Here is a 24,347-nt window from a genome sequence, read left to right as displayed (position 1 = left end):
ATCGTATTCTTAAATGTTCAATTTACTTTTTCAACTGTTCTAAGAGTGCACTTGCCTTTGCTGGTTCGTTCATCTTATTTTTATATAAATCTGCTAATTTTCTATAACTCTCCACCGAATTATTACTTGCTATAATTGCTTTTTTGTAAGCGACTTCGGCAGCCTTATATCTTTTAAAGTATTCCTCTATTTTCCCGCGTGATAAATAACCATCAACCGCTGAAATAGCCAGTAACTCATTAGAATATTTCTTTGCTTTAGACTCACTTCCACCCACTATTCCTGGCAATTTGATATAAAGCTCCACTAATGCCCATCGAGCACCTATATGTTTTGGATCTAACTGAATTGCTTTTTCAAAGGATTCTTTTATATCGTCAAGCATTCCTAACGCCTTAAAATTGTTGACCTCTAAGGCATACATACCACTTGCACCACCATATTTATAATAGTAGTTAGACTCCTGAGGCTTTAATGTTTTAAGCTTTTTATAATATGCTATTGCTTCAGGCCAATCTTTATTATAACCCGCAATATCACCTAAGTTTTCAATAATAGTCAAATTAGTAGCATTCGATCTATATAAAGACTCTAATAAAGGTTTTGCTTGATCGTACTTTTTATCGTCAAAAAAACGCTGGGCTCTATCATAGTTCGATTGAGCGAAAAGTAGGAAAGGGAATAATAGAAATAATAAGTGTTTCATTTTTCAAAAATAAGAAATTATTACAAGCATGGAAAAGTTTATTGACCAACATTGAAACTAAAAAGTATAATAAAATAGAAATCTTTAAAACACTTTCTAATAACATACACTTTCTAAATTAGCATTTTAAGCCTTAAAACAAATAATACATATCGTCCTACTTCACAAAGTTCTTGCCAGTAATAATTTCTAAATAGCGACACCAAGCAATTGCACGCTAATAAACCAACCACTATGAAAATATTTTATGCCATTCAAGCCACCGGAAACGGACATATAAGTAGAGCCACACAATTACACCCTTACCTTTTAAAACATGGTCAAGTAGACTTTTTCCTTAGTGGTAGCAACGCCACCTTAGAATTGAATATTCCCATCGCTTATCACAGTAAAGGCTGCAGTTTGTATTACAGTAAGTGTGGAGGCCTTGATTACTTAAACATCACTAAAAACATTCGACCGAGACAAATCTACAAAGATGCAGCCTCCCTACCTCTCAAGAACTACGATATTATTATCAATGATTTTGATGCTATCACATCACTCGCTTGCAAATTGCAAAAAGTTCCTTCAGTACAGTTTGGACATCAAGCTAGTTTTATATCACAAAACACACCCAGACCCGAAAAGAAAAGTGTCCTTGGAGAAATGGTTTTAAAACATTACGCCCAAGCACCACAAAATATTGGTCTCCATTTTGAAAACTACGATAGCTTTATTAAGCCTCCCATTATCAAGGATGAGATAATTGCCGCAACAGCCGTAGACCTTGAGCACATTACCGTTTATCTTCCCTCATTTGATAAAGATTGCTTAGAAAAAGCTTTTAGAAACTTGCATAATGTCAACTTTCACTGGTTTCTAGCAGGTACGACATACAAGCACACTATTGCCAACATTACTTACTACCCTGTAAATCAGCAACAGTTTAATCAAAGTCTTATCACATGTCATGGCATTATAACTGGCGGCGGCTTTGAAACACCCGCAGAGGCCTTATATCTTGGTAAAAAGCTACTATCTATTCCCATTCGTAATCATTATGAACAAGAATGTAATGCCGCTGCACTAAAAAAACTAGGCGTGCCTGTGGTATACCAAATCGATAAAAACTTTGACAAAATCATTACTAACTGGTTAAACTCACACATCTTATATCCCAAAATTCAAGCAAACAATATTCCCGAAACATTAGATTATCTTTTTAATAATTATGCTCGATAGATAAAGTTGCAGGGGCTGCCCCACCACAATCCCAAAAGGTCTTGTGAGGGTCGGGCTATACATTGCAATCTTTTATGAGTAAAAACTCATAAAAGGAATCCCATTGCTATCCCTCATCCAAAAAAGAAAACCACATTCGCAACAATAAAGAGCTTATTCGATAGATTTCGCTATTTTTTATTAAATTAGTAAAAAATAAAACATGAAAACACTAGAGGAATGGTTTGCAGAATATGGCGTTAGTCATAAGAATGTTACTAACAAGAAAATACACTACATATGTGTTCCCCTAATATTTTTCTCAGTGGTTGGTTTATTCATGAGTATTCCAAGTGAGTTACTACTACCTCTTGCCACAATTCATCCCGTATTTGCTAATTGGGCTTTTATGGTGATATTATTTGTATTGATATTTTACTTTAGACTATCGCTACCTATGGGACTAAAAATGACTTTATTCACGGCAATCTGTTTAATAGGCAATTATGCAATAGGACAACATATTCCATTACTTTGGTTCTCTATAACCGTTTTTGCTGTAGGATGGATAGGACAATTTTATGGACATAAAATAGAAGGCAAAAAACCATCGTTTATTAAAGATTTACAATTTTTACTTATAGGCCCAGCATGGGTAATAGACTCAGTAGTAAAGATTAGTTAACATTCTCTTTGTAAAATTTCACAAAACTTTAAAACTGTAGTTAACTGTAGCTTTAAAAAAATAGCTAACTTGTTCTGTATTAACCAATACATAAAAAATATGGGACTATTATCATTTATAAAAGGAGCCGGTACAAAATTATTTGGCAAAAAAGAGGAAGAAGCACCAGTTGCTGAAAAAGAAACTTTGAAAGCTAGTGCTCTGCTCAATCACGTGCAATCTATGAAATTGCCTTTTAAAAGTTTAAAAATATACCTACAAGGTGGAACAGTGACCTTAAAAGGAGAAGTCGATAAGCAAGTAGATGCCGAAAAAATTGCACTAGCAGTAGGGAATATTGAGAGTGTATCTGAAGTAGACAATCAGATGGATGTGGCAGTAAAAGAGCCCGAAGCTAGGTACCATACTGTTGAAACAGGTGATTGGCTTTCTAAAATTGCAAAAAAATATTATGGAGATGCTAATAAGTATAATCTAATTTTTGAGGCCAATAAACCAATGCTTACAGATCCAGACAAAATCTATCCTGGACAGGTACTAAGAATACCAAATGAATAATGTTAAAATAAAAAAATCCGTTTCAAAATATTGAAACGGATTTTTTTATAACAAGAAGAAAATAAACAACTAATTAGTCATTTAACATTTTCCATAATTTATCTTTTAACTCAGTTAATCCTTGTTGCGCTACAGATGAAATAAACATATAAGGAACATCCTTAAACGATACATCTAATTCTGTTTTAAGCTCGGCTTTTAACTCGTCGTCTAGCATGTCACACTTAGATATCACTAATAAACGTTCTTTATCTAACATTTCTGGATTATACTTAGTCAACTCATTTACCAGAATATCATACTCTCCTTTAATATCAGGAGTATCTACTGGAACAAGAAATAACAAGGTAGAATTACGTTCAATATGACGTAGAAAATAATGACCTAAACCTTTACCTTCAGCAGCACCTTCTATAATTCCAGGAATATCAGCAATTACAAACGACTGATAATCTCTGTATGCAACGATACCTAAATTTGGTTTTAACGTTGTAAAAGGATAATCAGCAATTTTTGGCTTAGCAGATGTCAACACTGATAATAAAGTAGATTTACCTGCATTAGGGAAACCAACTAATCCTACATCAGCTAGCACTTTAAGCTCAAGAATCACATCCATCTCTGTACCTGGTAAACCTGGTTGAGAATAGCGAGGTGTTTGATTTGTCGAACTTCTAAAATGCCAGTTTCCTAATCCACCTTTACCTCCTCTGGAAAGCACTTGTTTTTCTCCATCATCAGTGATTTCGAATAAAACTTCTCCAGTTTCTTTATCTTTAACGACAGTTCCTAATGGCACTTCGATAATTTTATCGTCTCCATCAGCTCCTGTACTTCTATCTCCACTACCGTCTCCACCGTTTCCAGCTTTTACGTGTCTTGCAAACTTAAGGTGAAACAAAGTCCACAATCCTTTATTACCTACTAAATAAATGTGTCCACCACGACCTCCGTCACCTCCATCAGGTCCACCTTTTTCAATAAATTTCTCTCTATGCAAGTGCGTAGACCCTTTCCCTCCTTTACCAGAAGAAACAAATATTTTCACGTAATCTACGAAGTTCCCTTCAGTCATAATTTCTATTGTATTTATTTAGCGACAATCAAAACAATTTTAAATTGCTCACTAAATTTTCTGTATTCTTAATCTATTATTTCTAGTAAACGTCTCTATTTTAAAAACGTTTATATTGTGCTTTATTTGCGTAGTGACTTTACAATCACTTTGTCAATTTTGATACCATCCATATCGATTACCTCAAGCTGAAACTTGTTCCAAACTAATTTCTCACCTTGCTTAGGTATGTGTGACAATTCAGTCATAACTAAGCCGCTTACTGTGGTAACATCGTAATCATTTATCAAATCGTCTAATTCAAAATAAGTTAGAAAATCATGTAATGAATAATGACCATCTACCAGCCATGTACCATCTTCTCGTTCTACCAACTGAAAATCGTCTTTATAAAATTCAGAAGCATCACCTACTAATGCTTCTAAAATATCATTCAAAGTAATGACTCCTTGAAAAATACCATATTCATCAGCGACAAATGCATAATGAATACCGGTTTTCTTGAACTGCTCTAAGGCTTTATAAGCCGTAGTATGTTCCATCATAAACGGAGCGTCTGTCATGATTGAGGCGAGATTAAAATTCTCAGCATCAATATTAGCAAACATATTTTTTAAATTTGCTACCCCTACAATATCGTCGTAATTATCGTTATATACAGGATAAATAGAGTGAAGTTCTTCAAGCATAAAGCTCTTGACCTCGCTCTTTGTAGCATGTAATGGCAAGAAAACCACTGATTTTCTATGCGTCATCAATGAATTTATTTTTCTATCTCCAATATGAAAAACGCGCTCTACGATATCTTGCTCAATTTCTTGAACCTCTCCACCTTCTGTACCTTCTTTTATAATCGCTTTAATCTCTTCCTCAGTGACTTTACCATCGGTATTAGGTCTGATTTGAAGAATATTCATTAGAAATTCAGTCGAATTTGTCAACAACCATATAAAAGGAGCCGTAACTATCGACACAACTTTCATAGGCATTGCCACCTTTTTTGCAATTGTTTCAGGATAATTCAAACCAATCCTTTTAGGTAATAATTCCCCTAACACTAGAGAGAAAAAAGTCAAAATAACAACAACAATTACCACAGACATTGTTGCAGCATATGGCTTAAGTGCATCAAATGAACTCACAAAAAGTTGTACATCACTAGTAACTTTATCTCCACTATAGATACCTGTTAAAATACCTATAAGCGTGATCCCTATTTGAACTGTTGACAAGAACTTATTAGGAGCATTAGCTAGCTCAAGTGCTATTTGAGCACTTTTGTTGCCTTTTTTAGCCGCAGATTCAAGTCTGTTTTTTCGAGCAGAAATCAATGCGATTTCCGACATAGAGAAAAGTCCGTTCAGGATAATTAAAAAAAGAATTATTAGTATTTCCATGTAAGATTTATAGCAAAATGGTAATTTAAATTAATTGTGTTACAGTATTTTTTTTCGAATAAATAAATTTTCAAAAATTAGAATGCGTTTCCTATAAACTATCTATAACTGTGCTCAACCTTTTTGTTATTTCATCAATAGATCCAATACCGTCAACAGCATGAAACTTATTTTGTTCTTCGTAATAACCCATTAAAGGAGCTGTTTTCTCATTGTATTCTTGGTAACGATTTCTAATCTTGTCTTCATCCTGATCGTCAATTCTTCCACTTGTTTTTCCGCGTTCTAATAAACGTTGAATCAAGATTTCGTCATCTGCCTCAAGAGCAATCGTTGCTGCAACTTTTGAACCTATCGACTCCAGAAAAACATCTAAGTCTCTCGCTTGTGATAATGTTCTTGGATATCCATCAAATAAAATACCATTAGTATCAGGATGTTTATTAACCTCATCGATTAACATCTTAGTTGTTAATTCATCTGGAACTAAATCTCCAGCATCCATAAAAACTTTACATTGTTTCCCTAATTCAGTATCATTTTTTAAATTGAAACGAAATACATCACCTGTTGAAATGTGTGTTAATTTATATTTCTCTTTTAAAAATTCAGCCTGCGTTCCTTTTCCTGCTCCTGGTTTCCCAAATAAGACGATGTTAGTCATAATGTGTGTTGCGTGATTATTCTTTTAATTGATATACTTCTGAAAGGTTTCTTCCATGACCATCATAGTCCAGACCAAAACCTACTATAAATTTATTTGGAATTTCGATTCCAATATAGTCAATCTTAATGTCTTTTTTGTACGCTTCTGGCTTATAAAACAAAGTTGCTATCTTTAGCTCCTTTATATTACGTGCCTCAAATAAAGCTTTAATTTCAACAAGTGTATTTCCAGTATCTACGATGTCTTCGATAATTACTACAGTACGGCCTGTTAAATCTTGGTTTAAACCTATTAATTGCTTTACCTCTTCTGTAGAAGATGTTCCTTCATAAGAAGCCATTTTTATAAAACTAAGCTCGCAAGCACCTTTATATGCTTTCATAAAATCAGAAACCACCATAAAAGAGCCATTTAAAACCCCTATAAAAACAGGTATTTCTGCCCCTAAATCAGCGGTTACTTGAGCTGCCATTTTATCGATTGCCTGAGCAATTTCGTCTGCTGATATAAACGGAACAAATTGTTTATCGTGAAGTTGAATCATTATTTTTGTGTTTAAAATAATGGACAAAGATAGGAATTTCTGAGTTGCCATTTCAGAATTAAAAGCATAAGAATAGCGTACAACTAAAAAAAGAGCTAATTTTGATTCTAGATGGACGATCAAATTTATAAAAACATTACTAATAGCACCGCGCATCGCAGTAGTCGCCTTGCTAATGTCACCATTATTTTAAATGACCCTACCTTATTATGTGATTTGGTTACACTCTCATTTAATACACTCGATTGCAATCACCACAAAGCTACATGGATTCTCGAAATGATTATCGACACACAGCCTCATCTGTTAACCGATCATTTGGATTTCTTTTGTCAAAACATAAATAAATTCAAAAATGAAAGTGCCATTCGATCTGCTGCTAAAACCTGCCTTCATATAAGCAGACACTTAACTCTAAGCAGTAAGCAACAAAACTTAATCACAGAGAATTGCCTCGATTGGTTAATTACAACAAATAGAAAAGTAGCTACAAAGGCGTATGCTATTCGAACATTATACGAACTCGGTAAAGAAATTCGTTGGATTCACCCCGAATTAAAAGAAATCCTTATCCAAGATTACCCTACGCATTCCTCAGCATATAAAGCTGTAGCACGTGAAATATTGAAGAAAATAAAATAGCGCTTCTTCATTTGAGCGATAAAAAGTATCTTTGCTCATACAAACTACAACACAATGAATTATTTCTCTTCTGAATTCAAATTGGGCATCTTAGGTGGCGGCCAATTAGGTAAAATGCTACTTTTTGATACTCGAAAATTTGATATTCAAACCTATGTATTAGATCCAAGCGACGAAGCTCCTTCGAGAATGGCATGCAACAAGTTTTTTAAGGGCGACCTAATGAATTTTGAAACCGTATACCAATTTGGAAAAATGGTCGATGTGCTAACAATTGAAATCGAACTAGTCAATCTTGAAGCGTTAGAAAAATTAGAAAATGAAGGTTTAAAAATATATCCTTCTCCTAAAACGTTAAAAGCAATTCAAAATAAAGGAAAGCAAAAAGATTTTTATGTTGAGAATACTATTCCTACTTCAAAACACCTTCGTTTTGTAGATCTCGCTGACCTTAAAAAATCATTGGAAAAAGACGAGTTAGACTTCCCGTTTGTTTGGAAGTGTGCCGAATTTGGTTACGATGGAAATGGTGTAAAAATCGTTCGTTCGACATTTGACCTTATTAATCTACCCGATGTAGAATGCATAGCTGAGGACATGGTACCATTTAAAAATGAATTAGCAGTAATTGTTTGTCGCAATCCATCAGGCGAAATTAAAACCTACCCCGTTGTCGAAATGGAATTTCATCCAGAAGCAAACCAAGTAGAATATGTAATTTGCCCTGCAAGAATAGATGATAAAGTAGCTGAAAAAGCAAGAGCAATCGCCTTGAATGTTTCAGAGAAATTCAACCACGTAGGATTGCTTGCGGTTGAAATGTTCCAAACAGAAGATGACGAAATATTAGTAAATGAAGTTGCTCCTCGCCCACACAATTCTGGTCATTACTCTATTGAAGCAAGTTACACCTCACAATTTGAAAACCATATACGCGCTGTTTTAGATCTACCTTTAGGAAATACAGATAGTAAAGTAGCCGGAATTATGGTAAACTTAGTAGGTGAAGATGGATTTTCTGGAAATGTTATCTATGAAAACATTGAAACTATACTAGGATGGAACGGTGTTACGCCACATATCTATGGGAAGAAACAAACCCGTCCTTTTAGAAAAATGGGACACGTAACCATTGTAAATTCCGATATTAAGGAAGCAAGAAGAATAGCTGAGGATGTTAAGAATACTATTCGAGTGATCAGTGAGTAGTTTTTCAGTTTTTAGTCGCAGTTTTCAGTCTAGGTTACCGCTAAATAATTACAAATGGATTTTTTAACCGCCATACTAGATTTTTTAAACATATCTGATAATTCTCATTACATAAAAAAAATATTATAAAACTACTAGATAAAAACGAATATGTAGCCCCGAGAATTTTAAGCTTTTTATCGTTATTAATAACTTTAATTGCTGTTTTATTCTTTAGTTATATCATCTTTATAATCATCAAACAAAAAATATAAAAAATGAAAGTAGCCGTAATCATGGGAAGCATCTCAGACATGCCCGTAATGCAAGACGCGATTGATATATTAAAATCATTTGACATCGAAGTGGAAGTTGATATCGTATCTGCTCACCGTACCCCTGAAAAATTATTTGATTTTAGTAATAATGCACACACACACGGTGTATCAGTGATTATTGCTGGTGCTGGTGGTGCCGCACATTTACCTGGAATGGTGGCTTCAATGTCTCCTCTTCCTGTAATTGGAGTTCCAGTAAAATCGAGTAATTCAATTGATGGATGGGATTCTATATTATCTATTTTACAAATGCCTGGTGGTGTTCCTGTAGCAACAGTGGCCTTAAACGGAGCAAAAAATGCTGGAATATTAGCGGCACAAATTTTAGGTATCCATGACAAAGTGATTATGGATAAAATGATTGCCTACAAATTAAGCTTGAAAGAAGCTGTCTATAAATCATCTGAAGGATTGAAAAAATAATGTACAAATACGTACGATGCGAAAAAGGCTTCCATTTCTGGAAGCCTTTTTTTATTATAAGCTGTAAAGCTTAGTCCTCTTCTTCGATTTCTTCAAGAACAGCCTCAAATTCAGATGCAATAATATCGTCATTGTTAATCCAGTTTTCTGAAGTTACCAAGTTAAAATTAATGTTGTCTGTAGTATTCAGTTCCCAAATAATGGCTGCGGCATTAGGAAACGGAATGTTCTGTGTCATTTGGTCGTCAAATAATCGTTTGATTAAATTTCGATCAGATAAACCGTTGTTCAACAATTTCAGTACATTTTCAGGAGTTAATTCCGCAGGCTCACCATCTATACGAGTCATAGAAAAATGAACTACAGAAGCTTTTGCATTTGGAAATTTTCCGTTATACGCTTTAAAAAGCAACTGATTAACGTGAAACAATCTTCCTTGCATGTGAATTTCAGGATATTCTTCGCAAACTTTATCAATAAGCATGTTGTGCGATATCTGTTCGATTTGTCCCTCATTAAGCTCCTCGCCTAACTTATAATCTAGTACAATTGCAGCTGCCTCGTGCGGTTCGTAATCAGAAATCGCCATTTCTAGCAATTCTGGTAAATTCTTCACCTCTGCAGTAGCAGCATCTGGAAAATTAAATCGTTCACACAATTGTATTAAATCATCGGTAGACCAATATCCTTCTACTTCATTTACAGTATCTATTCTTTTTATTGCTACTTGGTATTTCATTTTATCTTACTTTTTAAGACCGCTTTAATTATGGCCAATCATGATTTTTACAATTTAGTCTATTTAACGACACTCAGAACATAAATAACAATAAAATAACACAAGAATCTAGACCTATCTTTTACAAAGAATCAACTTAGATAAAACAGCTAGAATTTTATAAATTACTATCTTTACACTACAAATAGACTTGACAGCGAGTCACAAAATAATTACATTACAATGAATATTTTACTATCAAAATTCACTACAAAATACGATACAGCGCCTTTTTCACAAATTAAAAATGAAGATTACGCTCCTGCCATTCAGCAAGGAATTGCTTTGGCTAAAGCCGAAATTGATGCCATTGCTAACAATCCAGAAGCACCAAGTTTTGAAAACACTATTGTTGCCATGGATTATACTGGCGATATCTTAGATCGTGCGTCAAGCATTTTCTTTAATTTGAACTCGGCAGAGACTAATGACGAAATGCAAAAAATCGCTCAAGAAGTATCTCCTTTATTATCCGAATTTGGAAACGACGTTACATTAAATCCAAAATTGTTTGCTCGTGTAAAAGCGGTTTATGACAATAAGGCATCTTTAAATCTAACAGCAGAACAAGCCACTTTATTGGATAAAAAATATAAAGGTTTTTCTCGAAATGGTGCTAATTTACCTGAAGATAAAAAAGACCAATTACGCGCTATTGATAAGGAACTATCGAAGTTAAGCTTACAGTTTGGTGAAAATATTTTGGCTGAGACCAATGCTTTCGAAATGCATTTGACAGACGAAAAGGATTTGGCTGGACTACCAGAAGGAACTATCGAAGCCGCGCGCTCTTTGGCGAAAGCCCAAGAAAAAGAGGGTTGGATTTTCACATTAGATCATCCAAGCTACGTTCCGTTTATGACGTATGCAGACAATCGTGAATTGCGTAAAAAACTAGCGATTGCTTTTGGTGCAAGAGGTTTTCAGAACAATGAATTTGACAATCAAGAAATCGTCTTGAAGATTGCTAAACTTCGTTTTGATAGAGCGCAATTATTAGGTTATGCGACCCATGCTCATTTTGTATTGGAAGAACGCATGGCGCAAACCCCAGAAAAAGTACTTTCTTTTTCGAATGATATGCTAGCCAAAGCCAAACCGGCAGCCTTGAAAGAATTTGAAGAGTTGACGGCTTTCGCCAAAAAACTAGACGGAATCGAACAACTAGAAAAATGGGACGGTGGTTATTATGCCGAAAAATTAAAACAACAACTTTTTAATTTGGATGACGAAAAATTGAAGCCTTATTTCCAGTTGGAAAAAGTATTGAACGGTGCTTTTACAATCGCTGATAAATTATACGGTTTAACTTTTACCGAAGTATTTGACATTGACAAATACCATCCTGAGGTAATGACTTATGAAGTTACAGATGAGAAAAAAGATTTAGTTGCTATTTTCTACGCTGATTTTTTCCCTAGAAAAGGAAAACGCAACGGTGCTTGGATGACGTCTTTCAAATCACAATATGTAAAAAACGGAATCAACGAAAGACCACATGTGTCTAACGTTTGTAATTTCACTAAACCAACCGAAACCAAACCTTCGTTATTGACATTTAACGAGGTTACCACCTTGTTTCATGAATTTGGACACGGATTACACGGAATGTTAGCCAATACAACTTACCCAAGTTTATCTGGTACATCCGTATTTTGGGACTTTGTAGAGTTGCCTAGTCAGGTGATGGAAAACTGGTGTTACGAGCCAGAAGCTTTGGCTTTGTTTGCAACGCACTACCAAACGGGTGAAGTGATCCCGCAAGAATATGTAGAAAAGATCAAAGAAAGCGCAAGTTTCCACGAAGGATTAGCAACGATGCGCCAGTTGAGTTTTGGCCTTTTAGACATGGGATGGCACGGACAAGACCCTACGGGAATCACGTCTGTGAAAGCATTCGAAAAAGAGCAATTTGAATCTACTAGATTATACCCAGAGGTTGCCGAAAACGCTATGAGTACGGCTTTCTCTCATATTTTTCAGGGTGGTTATTCATCAGGATATTATAGCTATAAATGGGCAGAAGTATTAGATGCAGATGCTTTTGAATTTTTCCAAGAAAAAGATATTTTCAATAGAGAAGTCGCTACAAAATTCAAAGATAATGTACTTTCAAAAGGAGGAACAGAACCACCAATGGAATTGTATAAACGCTTTAGAGGACAAGAACCGAAGCCTGATGCTTTATTGAAAAGAGCGGGGTTGTTATAGATTTTAAAAGCATTTTTTTTACCATTAAGAGATTAAGATAATTAAGTAACAAGTGCTTAACTAAACTTAATTTCTTAATGGTTTTTTATTTTCTGTAGGCTTCTACAATAAACTTTCATTTATTTTTGAAAGTTTAAAAACTTTAGCTTACATTTGTACTATGGAATTCAAAGAAGCAAAAAATAAGTTTGTACAAACCTGGGGAGCACTAGGATCGCAATGGGGAATTAATAAAACCATGGCGCAAATTCACGCTCTTTTGATGGTTTCAGCAGAACCGGTTTCGATGGAAGATGTGATGGAAGAATTGCAAATTTCTCGCGGGAATGCCAGCATGAATTTACGCGCTTTGATGGATTGGGGAATTGTTTACAAAGAATACAAAGCGGGAGAACGAAGAGAGTTTTTCACCGCTGAAAAAGACTTAGACGAATTAGCCGTAAAAATTGCAAGAGAACGCAGCAAGAGAGAAATCAAACCTGCTTTAAAAGTATTAAAAGAGGTGTCGTCGATTACTGCCAACCAAACCGAAGAAGAAAAACACTTTGTAGATCAAACAACCAAGCTGTATGATTTCGTTTTAAAAGCCGATAATGTTTTAGATAAAATTACCGAATACAAAGACAATTGGTTGACTAAGCTCGTTGTGAAATTCATGAAGTAACAATAAAAAAATTTAATCAAAACTTTCATTTTTTTCTGAAAGTTTAAAAATAAAAAGAATTATGAAAATACTAAATTTTTTAAACCTAGCGATTGTTCTAACCGTAGTAATAACTGGAATATTAAGTCCTTTCATCAAAGATTGCGGACTTATTGTTTTCTTCACTGGACTATTTATAATGCCAGCCTATCAGCTATTATCTGGACTCATTTGGTTGACAAACGAAACTAATAACAAAGATGTGACTAATTATTTCAAAGGTGTTTTAGGCTATTTCTTTTTAATGTTCGCCATTTCATTATCACACAACTCTTTAATAAATCAATCAGTAATTGAAAGCATAATGATGTATATAGGAGTTTCTATACCTATACTACTCGCTTTGTATTTTACTTTCATACTAAACAAAAACACAAGAAGATGAAAACCCTAGCCAACCACGCCCTTCTTTACGATGAAGAATGCCCAATGTGCAACCTCTACACTGCCGGTTTTATCAAAGCAAATATGTTAGATAATCAAGGTAGAAAACCATTTGTAAATATTACAACCGAAGAAGAAAACTATATTGATATACAAAGAGCCAAAAACGAAATAGCCTTATTTGACACTCAAAGCAAAAGAGTTTACTACGGAATTGAAAGTCTATTAAAAGTAATTGGAACTTCTTTTCCATGGATGGAGAAAATAGGTAATTGGAAACCCATAAATTACTTTTTGAAAAAGTTATACAAATTCATCTCTTACAACCGAAAAGTAATAGTACCAAACAAAACGAATGTCGGTGACCAAATCAATTGCATTCCTGATTTTAACAAAAAGTACCGATTGTTTTATATTGCATTTGCGACTTTATTTACGGCTTTAGTCTTATTTCAATACGCAGAATTGATTGTATTTTTACCAAAAGCAACTTTCGTTAGAGAAGTCCTTCTAGCAACTGGACAAATAGGTTTTCAAGCACTTTTTATTCGAAAAATAGACAACCAAAAGCAATTGAATTACATTGGGAATTTAATCACCGTTTCTATAATAGGAAGTTTACTTTTGTTACCGATAGTATTCTTAAACAGCTATTTTGAGCTAAATGATTATTTTATTTTGGGCTGGTTTGGATTGACCGTGAACTTTATGATCTATGAACATTATAGAAGAATCAGCTTACTCGAATTACCTAAATATTTGACTCTAACATGGATTTTGTATCGAATACTCGCTTTGGTAATCATCTTAAATTTTTAAATTTAACATCATGAAAAAACTAATCATAGCAGCAGGAACAGGATTTTTAGGTCAAGTTCTGGTAAATTATTTCGAAAGCAAATTTGACGAAATTGTCATTCTTACACGAGGACAAAACAGCGTGAGCGGTAAAATTAAATTGGTCAATTGGGATGCTAAAACATTGACAGGATGGGAAACAGAATTAGAAAATGCAACAGTGCTAATTAATCTTGCAGGAAAATCTGTGGATTGTCGCTATACCGAAAAGAACAAAAAAGAAATATTACTTTCTCGTATACAAAGTACCAAAGTCCTTAATCAAGCCGTACTTGCTTGTAAAAATCCACCAAAACACTGGTTGAACTCTTCAACCTCAACTATCTACAGATTTTCATTAGACAAACAAATGAGTGAAGAAAATGGAGAAATTGGCAATGATTTCTCTATGAATGTAGCGCAATCTTGGGAGAAATCATTTTTTAAAACTGCAACGCCACATACCTTAAAAATCGCTTTACGTACCTCTATTGTTTTGGGTAGAAATGGTGGTGCTTTTATACCGTTAAAACGATTAACACGATTAGGACTGGGAGGTAAACAGGGAAAAGGAAACCAATTTATTAGTTGGATTCATGCCGAAGATTTTGCTAGAGCCATTGATTTTATTATCGAAAAACAAATGAAAGGCGTTGTCAACATCGTTTCACCTCAACCTATATCTAATACAAATTTCATGGAGAAATTACGAAAACAATTGAACGTTTTCATCGGTCTACCCACAGCTAAGTTCATTTTAAAAATTGGAGCAAAAATCATTGGAACCGAACCTGAATTGGTATTGAAAAGTAGAAATGTGATTCCGACCCGACTTTTAGAAAACGGATTTGAATTCGAATACAAAACATTAGAAACAGCCTTAAAAAATCTAACAAAATGACAACGATACAATTAGCAACCGCAATTAACGCACCGATTCAAATCGTATTTGATTATGCTCGCAATATTGACACGCACCAACAATCTGCAAGTAAGACTAGTGAGGTTGCCATAGCAGGAACAACGCACGGATTGATCAATAAAGGTGAAACCGTAACTTGGAGAGGTAAACATTTTAGCTTCTTTCTACAGCATCAAAGCATCATATCCCAAATGGAGCCGTACTCGTATTTTGTAGACGAACAATTAAAAGGTCATTTCAAATCCTTCAAGCACCAACATTTTTTTGAAGAAATAGATGGACAAACGATTATGAAAGATGTGATGGAATACGAAACTCCGTTTGGGATTTTCGGAAAATTGTTTGACATAATGATGTTAAAAAATCATCTTACTAACTTTTTGTTGCATAGAAATGCACATCTAAAGATAGTTTCTGAAAATAGTTAAAAAATAAATTTAAAAGAATACAACCATCAACCACCAAATTATTGGGATACTTTCTACCCAAAATGAGGTGTAATATGTAGAGCGTTTCTCATTGGCAAAAGCCAAAAACAAGGAAAGGATCACCACTAAGATTCCGTTAACTATTAACTGCTCTGCGATGAATTTATATTTAAAAAACTCTAAAAAATAGAATGGAATAAGAAGTAATAGTCCAATAATTTTTGTATTTCTAGTCCCTACTTGCTGGGGTACCGTTTGCAAATGAGGGTCATCGTTTGCCATGTCGATTATTTCAAAGATAAGAATTAACACAAAAACCAAGATAAACCGCTGAATGCATTTCAAGAAAAAGTCATTTCCTAAGGCAACATGAGCGTTTACTAAGGGCAATACTAAAGTTACTCCTACCCAGCATAAAGCCACAATGTATATTTTTACTCCAGCCCAGTTGCGTGCATTTTTTCGATTAGGAAAAAAAGGCAAAGTATACAACAAGGTTAGCGCAAGTACAGCAACTGATACAACCTGAGTGATTAATTGCAGTTTAAAAAAGTAATAGCCCACGCCAAAGAGCGAAATCGAACTCAAAAGAGTAATTAATTTCAACTCACTACGCATGGTTCTTTTTTTGGCTCGAGCCAATGCATCATATTTAACAAAGTTATACCCCACAATAGTCCCTAGAAAAGCAAAATTTGCAATGGGTTCGTCGCTAATTATGTTGAACATAAAATGCGTCATTCTAACTAGTGCATACACTGAAAAAGCCACGTGTAAACTACTACGGAGATAAAAATCAAAAACCTGCTTTAAACTTACCATTAAACAAAATTAATCAATTGTGAACAAATACCAGATTTAGTTGAAAAATTGCTAAAAAATCAATCTAAAAACACGAATTAGATTGTTTATAATACTTATTTTTGCAACACTAAAAAAACACAACATTACTATACTTACATGAAAACAGACTCATTTGCTTTAAGACACTTAGGCCCAAGGGAAAACGATTTACCACAGATGTTAGAAACCATAGGTGTAGATTCATTAGATCAATTAATTGATGAAACGATTCCATCTGACATTCGATTAAAAAACCCATTGGAACTAGAGCATATTATGACTGAGTACGAATATGCAAATCACATTCGTTTATTAGGTCGTACAAATAAAGTTTACAAATCATATATTGGGTTAGGATACCACCCAACAATTGTTCCTCCAGCGATTCAAAGAAATATTTTTGAAAATCCAGGATGGTACACTGCTTACACACCGTATCAGGCAGAGATTGCTCAAGGTCGTTTAGAAGCGATTTTGAATTTTCAAACCATGGTTATTGAATTAACAGGAATGGAAATTGCTAATGCCTCTTTACTTGATGAGAGTACAGCTGCTGCTGAAGCTATGGCGTTATTGTTTGATGTACGTACTAGAGACCAAAAGAAAAGCAATGTATGCAAATTTTTCGTTTCAGAAGAAATTTTGCCACAAACATTATCAGTTTTACAAACACGTTCTACCCCTATAGGTGTAGAATTAGTAGTAGGAAATCACCAAGAATTTGATTTTTCTCAGGATTTCTTTGGTGCAATTTTACAATACCCAGGTAAATACGGTCAGGTTTATGACTATGCTGATTTTATTAAAAAAGCAAATGATAACGAAATTAAAGTAGCTGTTGCCGCTGATATCTTATCATTAGTTAAGTTGACTCCTCCAGGAGAAATGGGAGCTGCCGTTGTTGTGGGAACTACACAACGTTTTGGTATCCCAATGGGTTATGGTGGCCCACATGCAGCATTTTTTGCTACAAAAGAAGAATACAAACGTTCTATGCCAGGTAGAATCATAGGTGTTTCACAAGATGCAAATGGCAACCGCGCTTTGCGTATGGCTTTGCAAACTCGTGAACAACATATAAAACGTGAAAAAGCGACTTCAAATATTTGTACTGCACAAGTATTATTATCTGTAATGGCTGGAATGTTTGCCGTTTATCATGGTCCTAAAGGATTAAAATATATCGCAAATAAAGTGCACTCAACTGCGTCTACTCTTGCTGAAGCATTGAACAAATTAGGTATTTATCAAACAAATACTGCCTTCTTTGATACTATTGTTGTAAAAGCAGATGCTCAAAAGGTTAAAGCAATCGCTGAGAAAAATGAGGTCAACTTTTATTATATTGATAAAGACACCATCTCGATCTCGATTAATGAAACGATACTTGCTCCTGATGTAAATCAAGTAATTGCAGTATTTGCTGAAGCAGTAGGAAAAGATGCTTTTGAAATTGAAGAATACGTAAACGAAAATAATTATCCTGATTTCTTAGATAGAAAAACAGACTTTTTAACGCATGAAGTATTTAATAAATACCACTCAGAAACGAGCTTGATGCGTTATATCAAAAAACTAGAACGTAAAGATTTATCATTGAATCACTCGATGATTGCGCTAGGATCTTGTACTATGAAATTGAATGCAGCAGCCGAAATGTTGCCCTTAAGTATGCCTTACTGGAATACAATACATCCATTTGCTCCATTAGATCAAGTAGAAGGATATACTAAAATGTTGAAAAAACTAGAGCATCAATTGAATGTGATTACTGGTTTTGCTGGTACAACATTACAACCTAACTCTGGAGCTCAAGGAGAATATGCTGGATTGATGACCATTCGTGCTTACCACCAATCAAGAGGTGATAATCAAAGAACCGTTTGTTTAATTCCTGCATCGGCTCACGGTACAAATCCTGCGTCGGCAGCGATGGCTGGAATGAAAATTATCGTAACTAAAACAATGGAAAACGGTAACATTGATGTAGAAGATGTACGCGAGAAAGCGTTACAATACAAAGATGAATTATCTTGTTTAATGGTAACTTATCCATCTACTCATGGTGTTTTTGAAAGTGCTATTAGAGAAATTACTCAAATCATACATGACAATGGTGGTTTAGTTTACATGGACGGTGCTAACATGAATGCACAAGTAGGATTGACAAATCCAGCGACTATTGGCGCAGATGTTTGTCACTTAAACTTACATAAAACATTTGCTATTCCTCATGGTGGCGGTGGACCAGGTGTGGGACCAATATGTGTAAACGAAAAATTAGTTCCTTTTTTACCTACAAATCCATTAGTGCATGTAGGTGGTGAACAAGGAATCACTGCAATCTCTGGAGCCCCTTATGGATCGGCTTTAGTTTGCTTAATTTCTTATGGATACATTTGTATGTTAGGAGCTGAAGGAATTACTAACGCTACAAAATATGCCATACTAAATGCTAATTACATGAAAGCGCGTTTAGAAGAGCACTACCCTATTTTATATTCTGGTGAGAAAGGAAGAGCAGCACATGAAATGATCTTAGATTGTCGTGGCTTTAAAACTAAAGGAATCGAAGTATCTGATATTGCAAAACGTTTAATGGATTATGGATATCACGCTCCAACAGTTTCATTCCCTGTAGCTGGAACATTGATGATTGAACCTACAGAATCTGAGGATTTAGCTGAGTTAGATCGTTTTTGTGATGCAATGATAGCTATTAGAAAAGAGATCGAAGCAGCTACTACTGAAGAGCCTAATAATGTCTTGAAAAACGCACCACATACTTTGGCAATGCTTACTGCAGACACTTGGGTATTACCCTATTCTAGAGAAAAAGCAGCCTATCCATTAGAATATGTTGCCGAAAATAAATTCTGGCCAAGTGTTCGTCGCGTTGATGAAACTTATGGTGATCGAAATTTAATTTGTAGCTGTGCGCCAATTGAAGCGTATATGTAAAAACAAAATTTGATATATTTAAAATGCTTCGACTTGTTCGAGGCATTTTTTTTACAACACTTTACTTAAAACGAGCGATATCATTAGGCTAAGGGACAAATCGTATGCCTAATTTTAAGTTATTTCAATAGAATAGCAATACTATAACGTTTTCGAAAAAACATTAAAAAATCATCAGTATTTAAGCCAAATACCTATGATTTAATAATTATATGCACGCATAGTAAATATCATAGCTAGAATCATTTTTTTATTTTTAAATTAGCCTAAAATTTTGGAAAACAATTCGATGAAAATAAAAATAACTGGAGTAGGAAGTTATATTCCTGAGAAGAAAGTAAGTAATACAGACTTTGGAAATCATGTGTTTTTAAATGAAGACGGAACCCCTTTTGCTCGTCCAAACGATATTATAATAGAGAAGTTCAAAGGAATAACAGGAATTGAACACAGGCGTTACGCTGAAGAAAATCAAACCTCTTCTGACTTAGCTTTTCTAGCATCACAAAAAGCAATTGAGAATGCAGCAATCGACCCTGAAACCATTGATTACATCATTTTTGCACATAACTTTGGTGAGGTAAAATTTGGTACTACACAAGCCGATACAGTACCTAGTTTAGCGACTAGAGTAAAGAATAAATTACAAATAAAAAACCCTAAGTGCGTTGCTTACGATATCCTTTTTGGTTGCCCAGGCTGGATTGAAGGTGTACTTCAGGCAAATGCTTACATCAAATCTGGAATGGCAAAACGCTGTTTAGTGATTGGATCTGAAACTTTATCGAGGGTCGTTGATGACCACGATAGAGATTCAATGATTTATTCTGATGGTGCCGGCGCCACAATAATCGAGGCTTCTGATGATGATACAGGATTACTTTCTTATGAGAGTGGTACCTACGCTATGGATGAAGCTAACTATTTATTTTTTGGACAGTCGTACAACAAAGATTTAGAGGAAGATACGCGTTATATAAAAATGCACGGTCGTAAAATTTATGAATTTGCACTTACAACAGTTCCTGCAGCTATGAAAAGCTGTTTAGATAAGAGCGGAATCGCAATAGATGATGTGGCAAAAATATTGATTCACCAAGCCAATGAAAAAATGGACGAAGCCATCATACAACGTTTTTACAAACTCTATGACAGACCCGTTCCTCAAGACATTATGCCTATGAGTATTCATGAACTAGGAAACAGCAGCGTGGCTACCGTACCTACTTTATTTGATTTATTGATTAGAGGTGAAATAAAAGACCAACAAATAAATAAAGGAGACATACTTCTTTTTGCTTCGGTAGGAGCTGGAATGAACGTAAATGCTTTTATATATAGGTATTAACTGCTCTCAATCTAACTGGATAAAACATCATGTAGTCCGCTATTATATTTTAATAGCGGACTATTTAGTTTAAGGCAACTAACCACTGCGCGATAAAAAGCCTAAAATAAAGAGAAGCCAAATCACTGTTACAAGAAAGATATCTTTGTACATTTGCAACTGCATAAATTTATTATCACATGTACGAAAAAACGTTTCCTAATAAAAGGTTTAAACATACTTTAGAATTTTTAAACAAACATATTTCAAAATCTGAAACAATACTTGATCTAGGTGTCGAAAATCCTTTTTCAAAAATTATGAAAGAAGATGGATACACTGTTAAGAATACCTCTGGCGAAGATTTAGATTTAGATCAATCAGTATTTTCAGAAGAAAAAAAAGAGGTAGTTACAGCATTTGAAATTTTCGAACATTTGCTAAACCCTTATACAATTTTAAAAGAAATCAAGTCAGATAAACTGCTAATTTCTATACCAATGCGTTTGTGGTTCTCTCCAGCTTATCGTAGCAAAACAGATATGTGGGACCGTCATTATCACGAATTTGAAGATTGGCAATTAGACTGGTTACTTGAAAAAGCAGGTTGGAAAATTATAGACCGTCAAAAATGGACAAACCCAGTTAAAAAAATTGGAATCCGTCCATTGTTGCGTTATTTCACAAACAGGTACTACATTATATACGCTGAAAGAGTTTAAAATTAAATAAGTCTTCACGTAATACTAGATAGCGCGTCTCCTAGCCCTTCTAGAAAAACTGTTGGAACTGTATTAAATATATCATGAATTACTATCTAGTTATACCTGCTCACAACGAAGCTACTTTAATAAACTTGACCTTACAATCACTGGTTTCACAAACAGTTTTACCAAAGAGGATTGTTGTAGTCAACGATAATTCTACTGATAATACGGAAGCAGTAGTCAACGCTTTCGCGAAAGAGCATCCGTACATATCGTTAGTAAATAAGCAATCGACAGCCATCCATTTACCGGGAAGCAAAGTTATCCAAGCCTTTAATGCTGGTTTTGCAACATTAGATGAGCAGTACGATATAATAATGAAAATAGATGCTGACCTAATATTCCCTAAGAATTATATAGAAACATTATCGCGCCATTTTAACGCTGACCCTAAAATAGGTATGGTAGGAGGATTTTGCTATATTGAGAAAGACGGAAAATATGTACTAGAAAACCTAACAGATAAAGATCACATTCGTGGGGCTTTGAAAGCGTACAGAAAAGAAGCTTTTAAACAAATAGGCGGGTTAAAATCACAGATGGGTTGGGACACGGTAGACGAATTACTTTGTAAATTCTATAACTGGAAAGTAGTAACTGATGCATCTTTGCAAGTTAAACACCTCAAACCTACGGGAGCAAATTATAATAGAACAGCCCGTTTTAAGCAAGGTGAAGCTTTTTACACCTTGGGATACGGCTTTCTTATCACAGCTATTGCATCAGCTAAGTTGTCTTTTATGAAAAAAAAACCTTTACTATTCTTTGACTATATCCAAGGGTTTTTTAAAGCCAAACGCGCTGGTATAGATTTAATGGTGACTAAAGAGGAAGCACTATTCATTAGAAATTACCGTTTAAAGAAAATGAAGGAGAAACTATTTTAGTTAAATCAATTACTTTACTATTTATAAAATACTATTTACAATCGCTAAATTTGTAATTTAGCCCATATTCACAAAACTATGATGCTCATTCGATATTTATCACAAGTAGGTCGCTACTTTTTAATGCTACGAGAAATTTTCATCAAGCAGACTAAATGGTCAGTGATGAAAAAACTAATTTTCAAGGAGATTGACGATTTAATAATTGACTCTTTAGGAATTGTTGCATTTATATCCTTCTTCGTTGGTGGGGTTGTTGCTATTCAAACAGCGTTGAACCTAACCAATCCTTTGATACCAAAATATTTGATAGGATTTGCCACAAGACAGTCGGTTATCTTAGAATTTGCTCCCACGTTTATCTCTGTTATTATGGCAGGGAAAATGGGTTCATTCATAACATCAAGTATAGGTACGATGCGGGTAACAGAGCAAATTGACGCCTTAGAAGTTATGGGTGTAAATTCACTTAATTACTTGGTTTTTCCTAAAATTATCGCTCTACTGATGTACCCTTTTCTAATAGGAATCAGTATGTTTCTGGGAGTACTTGGTGGTTGGATGGCAGGTGTTTATGGCGGTTTCACATCTAGCGATGAATTTATATTAGGAGCACAAATGGAGTTCATTCCTTTTCATATTGTATACGCCTTTATTAAAACACTAATTTTTGCGATGTTGCTAGCAACTATACCTTCTTTTCATGGTTACTACATGAAAGGTGGTGCACTAGAAGTAGGTAAAGCAAGTACTGTGTCGTTTGTATGGACGTCAGTTTCTATAATCCTTTTCAATTACATATTAACGCAATTACTACTTGGATCATGATAGAAATAAAAAACATAGAGAAGTCTTTCAACGGCAATAAAATATTGAAGGGTATATCCACTGTTTTCGAAACAGGAAAAACAAACCTAATAATAGGACAAAGTGGATCTGGAAAAACAGTATTACTAAAAAGCCTACTTGGAATTCACACACCAGAATCTGGGCAAATTTGTTTTGATGGCCGTGTATATTCTGAATTAGAGGATGATGAGAAAAGAGAGTTGCGTACCGAAATAGGCATGGTATTTCAAGGAAGCGCCCTTTTTGACTCGATGACTGTAGCTGAAAATGTAGCGTTTCCATTAAAAATGTTTACAAAAGATAACAGAGCAGCCGTTAAAGAAAGAGTAGATTTTGTTCTAGAAAGAGTTGCATTAAAGGATGCTCATGATAAATTACCATCAGAAATCTCTGGAGGAATGCAAAAACGTGTTGCTATTGCGAGGGCTATCGTTAATAGACCTAAATACCTTTTTTGTGATGAACCTAATTCAGGACTAGATCCTAATACAGCAACCCTAATTGATAATTTAATCAAGGAAATTACTGAGGAATATGGCATTACAACTGTGATCAATACGCACGATATGAACTCGGTGATGGAAATAGGAGACAACATCTTATTCTTAAAAAACGGTATAAAAGCGTGGCAAGGAAATAAAGACGAGATATTTAAAACAGATAATGAAGATGTTGTAGCATTTGTGTACTCATCAAATTTATTTAGAAAAGTAAGAGAAGCTTATTTAAGGGAGTAATCTTAAAAATATAATTTCTAAAAAGAAAACGGAGATCGATTTAAAATCAGTCTCCGTTTTTTTATACTATTGGTATGCTTCCGCACAATCGGAATAGGAATCTCCCGAAACAAAGCACTGACCGCAAACCAATCGGCAAAGCCACCAATATTTGCCGCTTCAAAACCTGCATTCACGATTTTCCAAGCTGGATGGCTTAAAATATCCATACGAACTAGTAGCTCAAAAAGCACTAAACCTGAGAAAGCGATTAGAAGCGATATGGAGTCTAGCTTGTTTTTCATTAT

26 protein-coding genes are annotated in these 24,347 nt (G+C 34.6%); 18 read left to right on the top strand and 8 right to left on the bottom strand.

Annotated elements, in window-relative coordinates; translation table 11 throughout:
• Positions 1-22: 22 nt before the first annotated feature.
• Positions 23-706, bottom strand: coding sequence for a tetratricopeptide repeat protein (locus HNQ00_RS02430; RefSeq protein ID WP_173836750.1), 684 nt, complete (start codon positions 704-706; stop codon positions 23-25).
• Positions 707-940: 234 nt separating this feature from the next.
• On the opposite strand from HNQ00_RS02430, the gene HNQ00_RS02425 reads away from it, so the two are divergent.
• The 3 genes from HNQ00_RS02425 (at position 941) to lysM (ending at position 3,152) form a co-directional block, all read left to right on the top strand.
• Positions 941-1,930, top strand: a complete 990-nt coding sequence (locus HNQ00_RS02425) for a glycosyltransferase family protein (protein ID WP_173836748.1) — start codon at positions 941-943, stop codon at positions 1,928-1,930.
• Positions 1,931-2,132: 202 nt separating this feature from the next.
• Positions 2,133-2,594, top strand: a complete 462-nt coding sequence (locus HNQ00_RS02420) for an Mpo1 family 2-hydroxy fatty acid dioxygenase (RefSeq protein ID WP_173836746.1) — start codon at positions 2,133-2,135, stop codon at positions 2,592-2,594.
• A gap of 99 nt (positions 2,595-2,693) precedes the next feature.
• The gene (gene lysM / locus HNQ00_RS02415; protein WP_173836744.1) at positions 2,694-3,152 is read left to right on the top strand and encodes a peptidoglycan-binding protein LysM; all 459 of its coding nucleotides are present in this window, start codon (positions 2,694-2,696) and stop codon (positions 3,150-3,152) included.
• Positions 3,153-3,225: 73 nt separating this feature from the next.
• On the opposite strand, the gene obgE is transcribed toward lysM, so the two are convergent.
• The 4 genes from obgE to hpt all read right to left on the bottom strand — a co-directional run bounded on the left by obgE (position 3,226) and on the right by hpt (position 6,835).
• Positions 3,226-4,227, bottom strand: a complete 1,002-nt coding sequence (obgE, locus tag HNQ00_RS02410) for a GTPase ObgE (RefSeq protein ID WP_173836742.1) — start codon at positions 4,225-4,227, stop codon at positions 3,226-3,228.
• A gap of 122 nt (positions 4,228-4,349) precedes the next feature.
• A complete protein-coding gene (locus HNQ00_RS02405; protein WP_173836740.1) occupies positions 4,350-5,624 on the bottom strand; it encodes a hemolysin family protein in 1,275 nt (424 codons plus the stop codon).
• 91 nt (positions 5,625-5,715) lie between these two features.
• Positions 5,716-6,288, bottom strand: coding sequence for an adenylate kinase (locus tag HNQ00_RS02400; protein WP_173836738.1), 573 nt, complete (start codon positions 6,286-6,288; stop codon positions 5,716-5,718).
• Positions 6,289-6,304: 16 nt separating this feature from the next.
• Positions 6,305-6,835, bottom strand: coding sequence for a hypoxanthine phosphoribosyltransferase (gene hpt / locus HNQ00_RS02395; RefSeq protein WP_173836736.1), 531 nt, complete (start codon positions 6,833-6,835; stop codon positions 6,305-6,307).
• Between the two features lie 111 nt (positions 6,836-6,946).
• Here hpt and HNQ00_RS02390 point away from each other — a divergent pair, with 111 nt between their 5' ends.
• The 3 genes from HNQ00_RS02390 (at position 6,947) to purE (ending at position 9,426) form a co-directional block, all read left to right on the top strand.
• Entirely contained in the window at positions 6,947-7,477 is a 531-nt protein-coding gene (locus HNQ00_RS02390) for a hypothetical protein (RefSeq protein WP_173836734.1), read from the top strand.
• Between the two features lie 54 nt (positions 7,478-7,531).
• A complete protein-coding gene (locus HNQ00_RS02385; RefSeq protein WP_173836732.1) occupies positions 7,532-8,686 on the top strand; it encodes a 5-(carboxyamino)imidazole ribonucleotide synthase in 1,155 nt (384 codons plus the stop codon).
• 257 nt (positions 8,687-8,943) lie between these two features.
• Complete coding sequence (gene purE, locus HNQ00_RS02380; RefSeq protein ID WP_173836730.1) at positions 8,944-9,426, top strand: 5-(carboxyamino)imidazole ribonucleotide mutase; 483 nt, start codon at positions 8,944-8,946, stop codon at positions 9,424-9,426.
• Between the two features lie 70 nt (positions 9,427-9,496).
• Here the strand turns inward: purE and HNQ00_RS02375 are convergent, their stop codons facing one another.
• Entirely contained in the window at positions 9,497-10,165 is a 669-nt protein-coding gene (locus HNQ00_RS02375; RefSeq protein ID WP_173836728.1) for a hypothetical protein, read from the bottom strand.
• 222 nt (positions 10,166-10,387) lie between these two features.
• Between HNQ00_RS02375 and HNQ00_RS02370 the strand changes: the two genes are divergently transcribed.
• The 6 genes from HNQ00_RS02370 (at position 10,388) to HNQ00_RS02345 (ending at position 15,689) form a co-directional block, all read left to right on the top strand.
• The gene (locus tag HNQ00_RS02370) at positions 10,388-12,415 is read left to right on the top strand and encodes a M3 family metallopeptidase (protein ID WP_173836725.1); all 2,028 of its coding nucleotides are present in this window, start codon (positions 10,388-10,390) and stop codon (positions 12,413-12,415) included.
• 160 nt (positions 12,416-12,575) lie between these two features.
• Positions 12,576-13,079, top strand: coding sequence for a GbsR/MarR family transcriptional regulator (locus HNQ00_RS02365; RefSeq protein WP_173836723.1), 504 nt, complete (start codon positions 12,576-12,578; stop codon positions 13,077-13,079).
• A 61-nt stretch (positions 13,080-13,140) separates the two neighbouring features.
• Entirely contained in the window at positions 13,141-13,503 is a 363-nt protein-coding gene (locus tag HNQ00_RS02360) for a hypothetical protein (RefSeq protein WP_173836721.1), read from the top strand.
• Positions 13,500-14,321: a DCC1-like thiol-disulfide oxidoreductase family protein gene (locus HNQ00_RS02355; protein ID WP_173836719.1), complete on the top strand. Its 822-nt coding sequence runs from the start codon at positions 13,500-13,502 to the stop codon at positions 14,319-14,321. The genes HNQ00_RS02360 and HNQ00_RS02355 overlap by 4 nt, the downstream gene beginning before the upstream one ends.
• 10 nt (positions 14,322-14,331) lie before the next feature.
• Entirely contained in the window at positions 14,332-15,240 is a 909-nt protein-coding gene (locus tag HNQ00_RS02350; RefSeq protein WP_173836717.1) for a TIGR01777 family oxidoreductase, read from the top strand.
• A complete protein-coding gene (locus HNQ00_RS02345; protein WP_173836715.1) occupies positions 15,237-15,689 on the top strand; it encodes an SRPBCC family protein in 453 nt (150 codons plus the stop codon). The genes HNQ00_RS02350 and HNQ00_RS02345 overlap by 4 nt, the downstream gene beginning before the upstream one ends.
• Before the next feature lie 9 nt (positions 15,690-15,698).
• Here HNQ00_RS02345 and HNQ00_RS02340 read toward each other — a convergent pair whose 3' ends face one another.
• Positions 15,699-16,511 carry a UbiA prenyltransferase family protein gene (locus tag HNQ00_RS02340; RefSeq protein WP_173836713.1) on the bottom strand — a complete coding sequence of 271 codons (813 nt, stop codon included), beginning with the start codon at positions 16,509-16,511 and terminating at the stop codon, positions 15,699-15,701.
• Between the two features lie 138 nt (positions 16,512-16,649).
• Between HNQ00_RS02340 and gcvP the strand changes: the two genes are divergently transcribed.
• From gcvP to HNQ00_RS02310, 6 genes are all read left to right on the top strand, one after another.
• Positions 16,650-19,493, top strand: coding sequence for an aminomethyl-transferring glycine dehydrogenase (gcvP, locus tag HNQ00_RS02335; protein WP_173836710.1), 2,844 nt, complete (start codon positions 16,650-16,652; stop codon positions 19,491-19,493).
• Positions 19,494-19,782: 289 nt separating this feature from the next.
• Positions 19,783-20,841, top strand: coding sequence for a 3-oxoacyl-ACP synthase III family protein (locus HNQ00_RS02330; RefSeq protein ID WP_173836708.1), 1,059 nt, complete (start codon positions 19,783-19,785; stop codon positions 20,839-20,841).
• Positions 20,842-21,020: 179 nt separating this feature from the next.
• Positions 21,021-21,542 (top strand): methyltransferase, encoded by a 522-nt coding sequence (locus HNQ00_RS02325; protein ID WP_173836706.1) that lies wholly within the window; start codon positions 21,021-21,023, stop codon positions 21,540-21,542.
• Between the two features lie 83 nt (positions 21,543-21,625).
• Positions 21,626-22,474: a glycosyltransferase family 2 protein gene (locus tag HNQ00_RS02320; protein WP_173836705.1), complete on the top strand. Its 849-nt coding sequence runs from the start codon at positions 21,626-21,628 to the stop codon at positions 22,472-22,474.
• Positions 22,475-22,552: 78 nt separating this feature from the next.
• On the top strand, positions 22,553-23,302 hold the full coding sequence (locus HNQ00_RS02315) for an MlaE family ABC transporter permease (RefSeq protein WP_035675149.1): 750 nt from the start codon (positions 22,553-22,555) through the stop codon (positions 23,300-23,302).
• The gene (locus HNQ00_RS02310) at positions 23,299-24,060 is read left to right on the top strand and encodes an ABC transporter ATP-binding protein (protein WP_173836702.1); all 762 of its coding nucleotides are present in this window, start codon (positions 23,299-23,301) and stop codon (positions 24,058-24,060) included. The genes HNQ00_RS02315 and HNQ00_RS02310 overlap by 4 nt, the downstream gene beginning before the upstream one ends.
• 17 nt (positions 24,061-24,077) lie before the next feature.
• Here HNQ00_RS02310 and HNQ00_RS02305 read toward each other — a convergent pair whose 3' ends face one another.
• Positions 24,078-24,344 (bottom strand): DUF445 family protein, encoded by a 267-nt coding sequence (locus tag HNQ00_RS02305; RefSeq protein ID WP_173836700.1) that lies wholly within the window; start codon positions 24,342-24,344, stop codon positions 24,078-24,080.
• Positions 24,345-24,347 lie beyond the last annotated feature (3 nt).

The sequence above is a fragment of the Flavobacterium aeripolare genome, from assembly GCF_013294025.1.
Taxonomy (GTDB): Bacteria; Bacteroidota; Bacteroidia; order Flavobacteriales; family Flavobacteriaceae; genus Flavobacterium.
This window is presented reverse-complemented; position numbering and strand designations above follow the sequence as displayed.

What these genes read in the sequence shown, in the direction of transcription:
- HNQ00_RS02405 (WP_173836740.1), bottom strand. Translation starts at nt 5,624, where the DNA reads ATGGAAATACTAATAATTCTTTTTTTAATTATCCTGAACGGACTTTTC.
- HNQ00_RS02340 (WP_173836713.1), bottom strand. Translation starts at nt 16,511, where the DNA reads ATGGTAAGTTTAAAGCAGGTTTTTGATTTTTATCTCCGTAGTAGTTTA.
- HNQ00_RS02305 (WP_173836700.1), bottom strand. Translation starts at nt 24,344, where the DNA reads ATGAAAAACAAGCTAGACTCCATATCGCTTCTAATCGCTTTCTCAGGT.
- HNQ00_RS02370 (WP_173836725.1), top strand. Translation starts at nt 10,388, where the DNA reads ATGAATATTTTACTATCAAAATTCACTACAAAATACGATACAGCGCCT.
- HNQ00_RS02345 (WP_173836715.1), top strand. Translation starts at nt 15,237, where the DNA reads ATGACAACGATACAATTAGCAACCGCAATTAACGCACCGATTCAAATC.
- purE (WP_173836730.1), top strand. Translation starts at nt 8,944, where the DNA reads ATGAAAGTAGCCGTAATCATGGGAAGCATCTCAGACATGCCCGTAATG.
- HNQ00_RS02375 (WP_173836728.1), bottom strand. Translation starts at nt 10,165, where the DNA reads ATGAAATACCAAGTAGCAATAAAAAGAATAGATACTGTAAATGAAGTA.
- HNQ00_RS02420 (WP_173836746.1), top strand. Translation starts at nt 2,133, where the DNA reads ATGAAAACACTAGAGGAATGGTTTGCAGAATATGGCGTTAGTCATAAG.
- HNQ00_RS02430 (WP_173836750.1), bottom strand. Translation starts at nt 706, where the DNA reads ATGAAACACTTATTATTTCTATTATTCCCTTTCCTACTTTTCGCTCAA.
- HNQ00_RS02425 (WP_173836748.1), top strand. Translation starts at nt 941, where the DNA reads ATGAAAATATTTTATGCCATTCAAGCCACCGGAAACGGACATATAAGT.
- HNQ00_RS02390 (WP_173836734.1), top strand. Translation starts at nt 6,947, where the DNA reads ATGGACGATCAAATTTATAAAAACATTACTAATAGCACCGCGCATCGC.
- HNQ00_RS02325 (WP_173836706.1), top strand. Translation starts at nt 21,021, where the DNA reads ATGTACGAAAAAACGTTTCCTAATAAAAGGTTTAAACATACTTTAGAA.
- HNQ00_RS02310 (WP_173836702.1), top strand. Translation starts at nt 23,299, where the DNA reads ATGATAGAAATAAAAAACATAGAGAAGTCTTTCAACGGCAATAAAATA.
- HNQ00_RS02365 (WP_173836723.1), top strand. Translation starts at nt 12,576, where the DNA reads ATGGAATTCAAAGAAGCAAAAAATAAGTTTGTACAAACCTGGGGAGCA.
- lysM (WP_173836744.1), top strand. Translation starts at nt 2,694, where the DNA reads ATGGGACTATTATCATTTATAAAAGGAGCCGGTACAAAATTATTTGGC.
- hpt (WP_173836736.1), bottom strand. Translation starts at nt 6,835, where the DNA reads ATGATTCAACTTCACGATAAACAATTTGTTCCGTTTATATCAGCAGAC.
- gcvP (WP_173836710.1), top strand. Translation starts at nt 16,650, where the DNA reads ATGAAAACAGACTCATTTGCTTTAAGACACTTAGGCCCAAGGGAAAAC.
- HNQ00_RS02400 (WP_173836738.1), bottom strand. Translation starts at nt 6,288, where the DNA reads ATGACTAACATCGTCTTATTTGGGAAACCAGGAGCAGGAAAAGGAACG.
- HNQ00_RS02315 (WP_035675149.1), top strand. Translation starts at nt 22,553, where the DNA reads ATGATGCTCATTCGATATTTATCACAAGTAGGTCGCTACTTTTTAATG.
- HNQ00_RS02355 (WP_173836719.1), top strand. Translation starts at nt 13,500, where the DNA reads ATGAAAACCCTAGCCAACCACGCCCTTCTTTACGATGAAGAATGCCCA.
- HNQ00_RS02350 (WP_173836717.1), top strand. Translation starts at nt 14,332, where the DNA reads ATGAAAAAACTAATCATAGCAGCAGGAACAGGATTTTTAGGTCAAGTT.
- HNQ00_RS02360 (WP_173836721.1), top strand. Translation starts at nt 13,141, where the DNA reads ATGAAAATACTAAATTTTTTAAACCTAGCGATTGTTCTAACCGTAGTA.
- obgE (WP_173836742.1), bottom strand. Translation starts at nt 4,227, where the DNA reads ATGACTGAAGGGAACTTCGTAGATTACGTGAAAATATTTGTTTCTTCT.
- HNQ00_RS02385 (WP_173836732.1), top strand. Translation starts at nt 7,532, where the DNA reads ATGAATTATTTCTCTTCTGAATTCAAATTGGGCATCTTAGGTGGCGGC.
- HNQ00_RS02320 (WP_173836705.1), top strand. Translation starts at nt 21,626, where the DNA reads ATGAATTACTATCTAGTTATACCTGCTCACAACGAAGCTACTTTAATA.
- HNQ00_RS02330 (WP_173836708.1), top strand. Translation starts at nt 19,783, where the DNA reads ATGAAAATAAAAATAACTGGAGTAGGAAGTTATATTCCTGAGAAGAAA.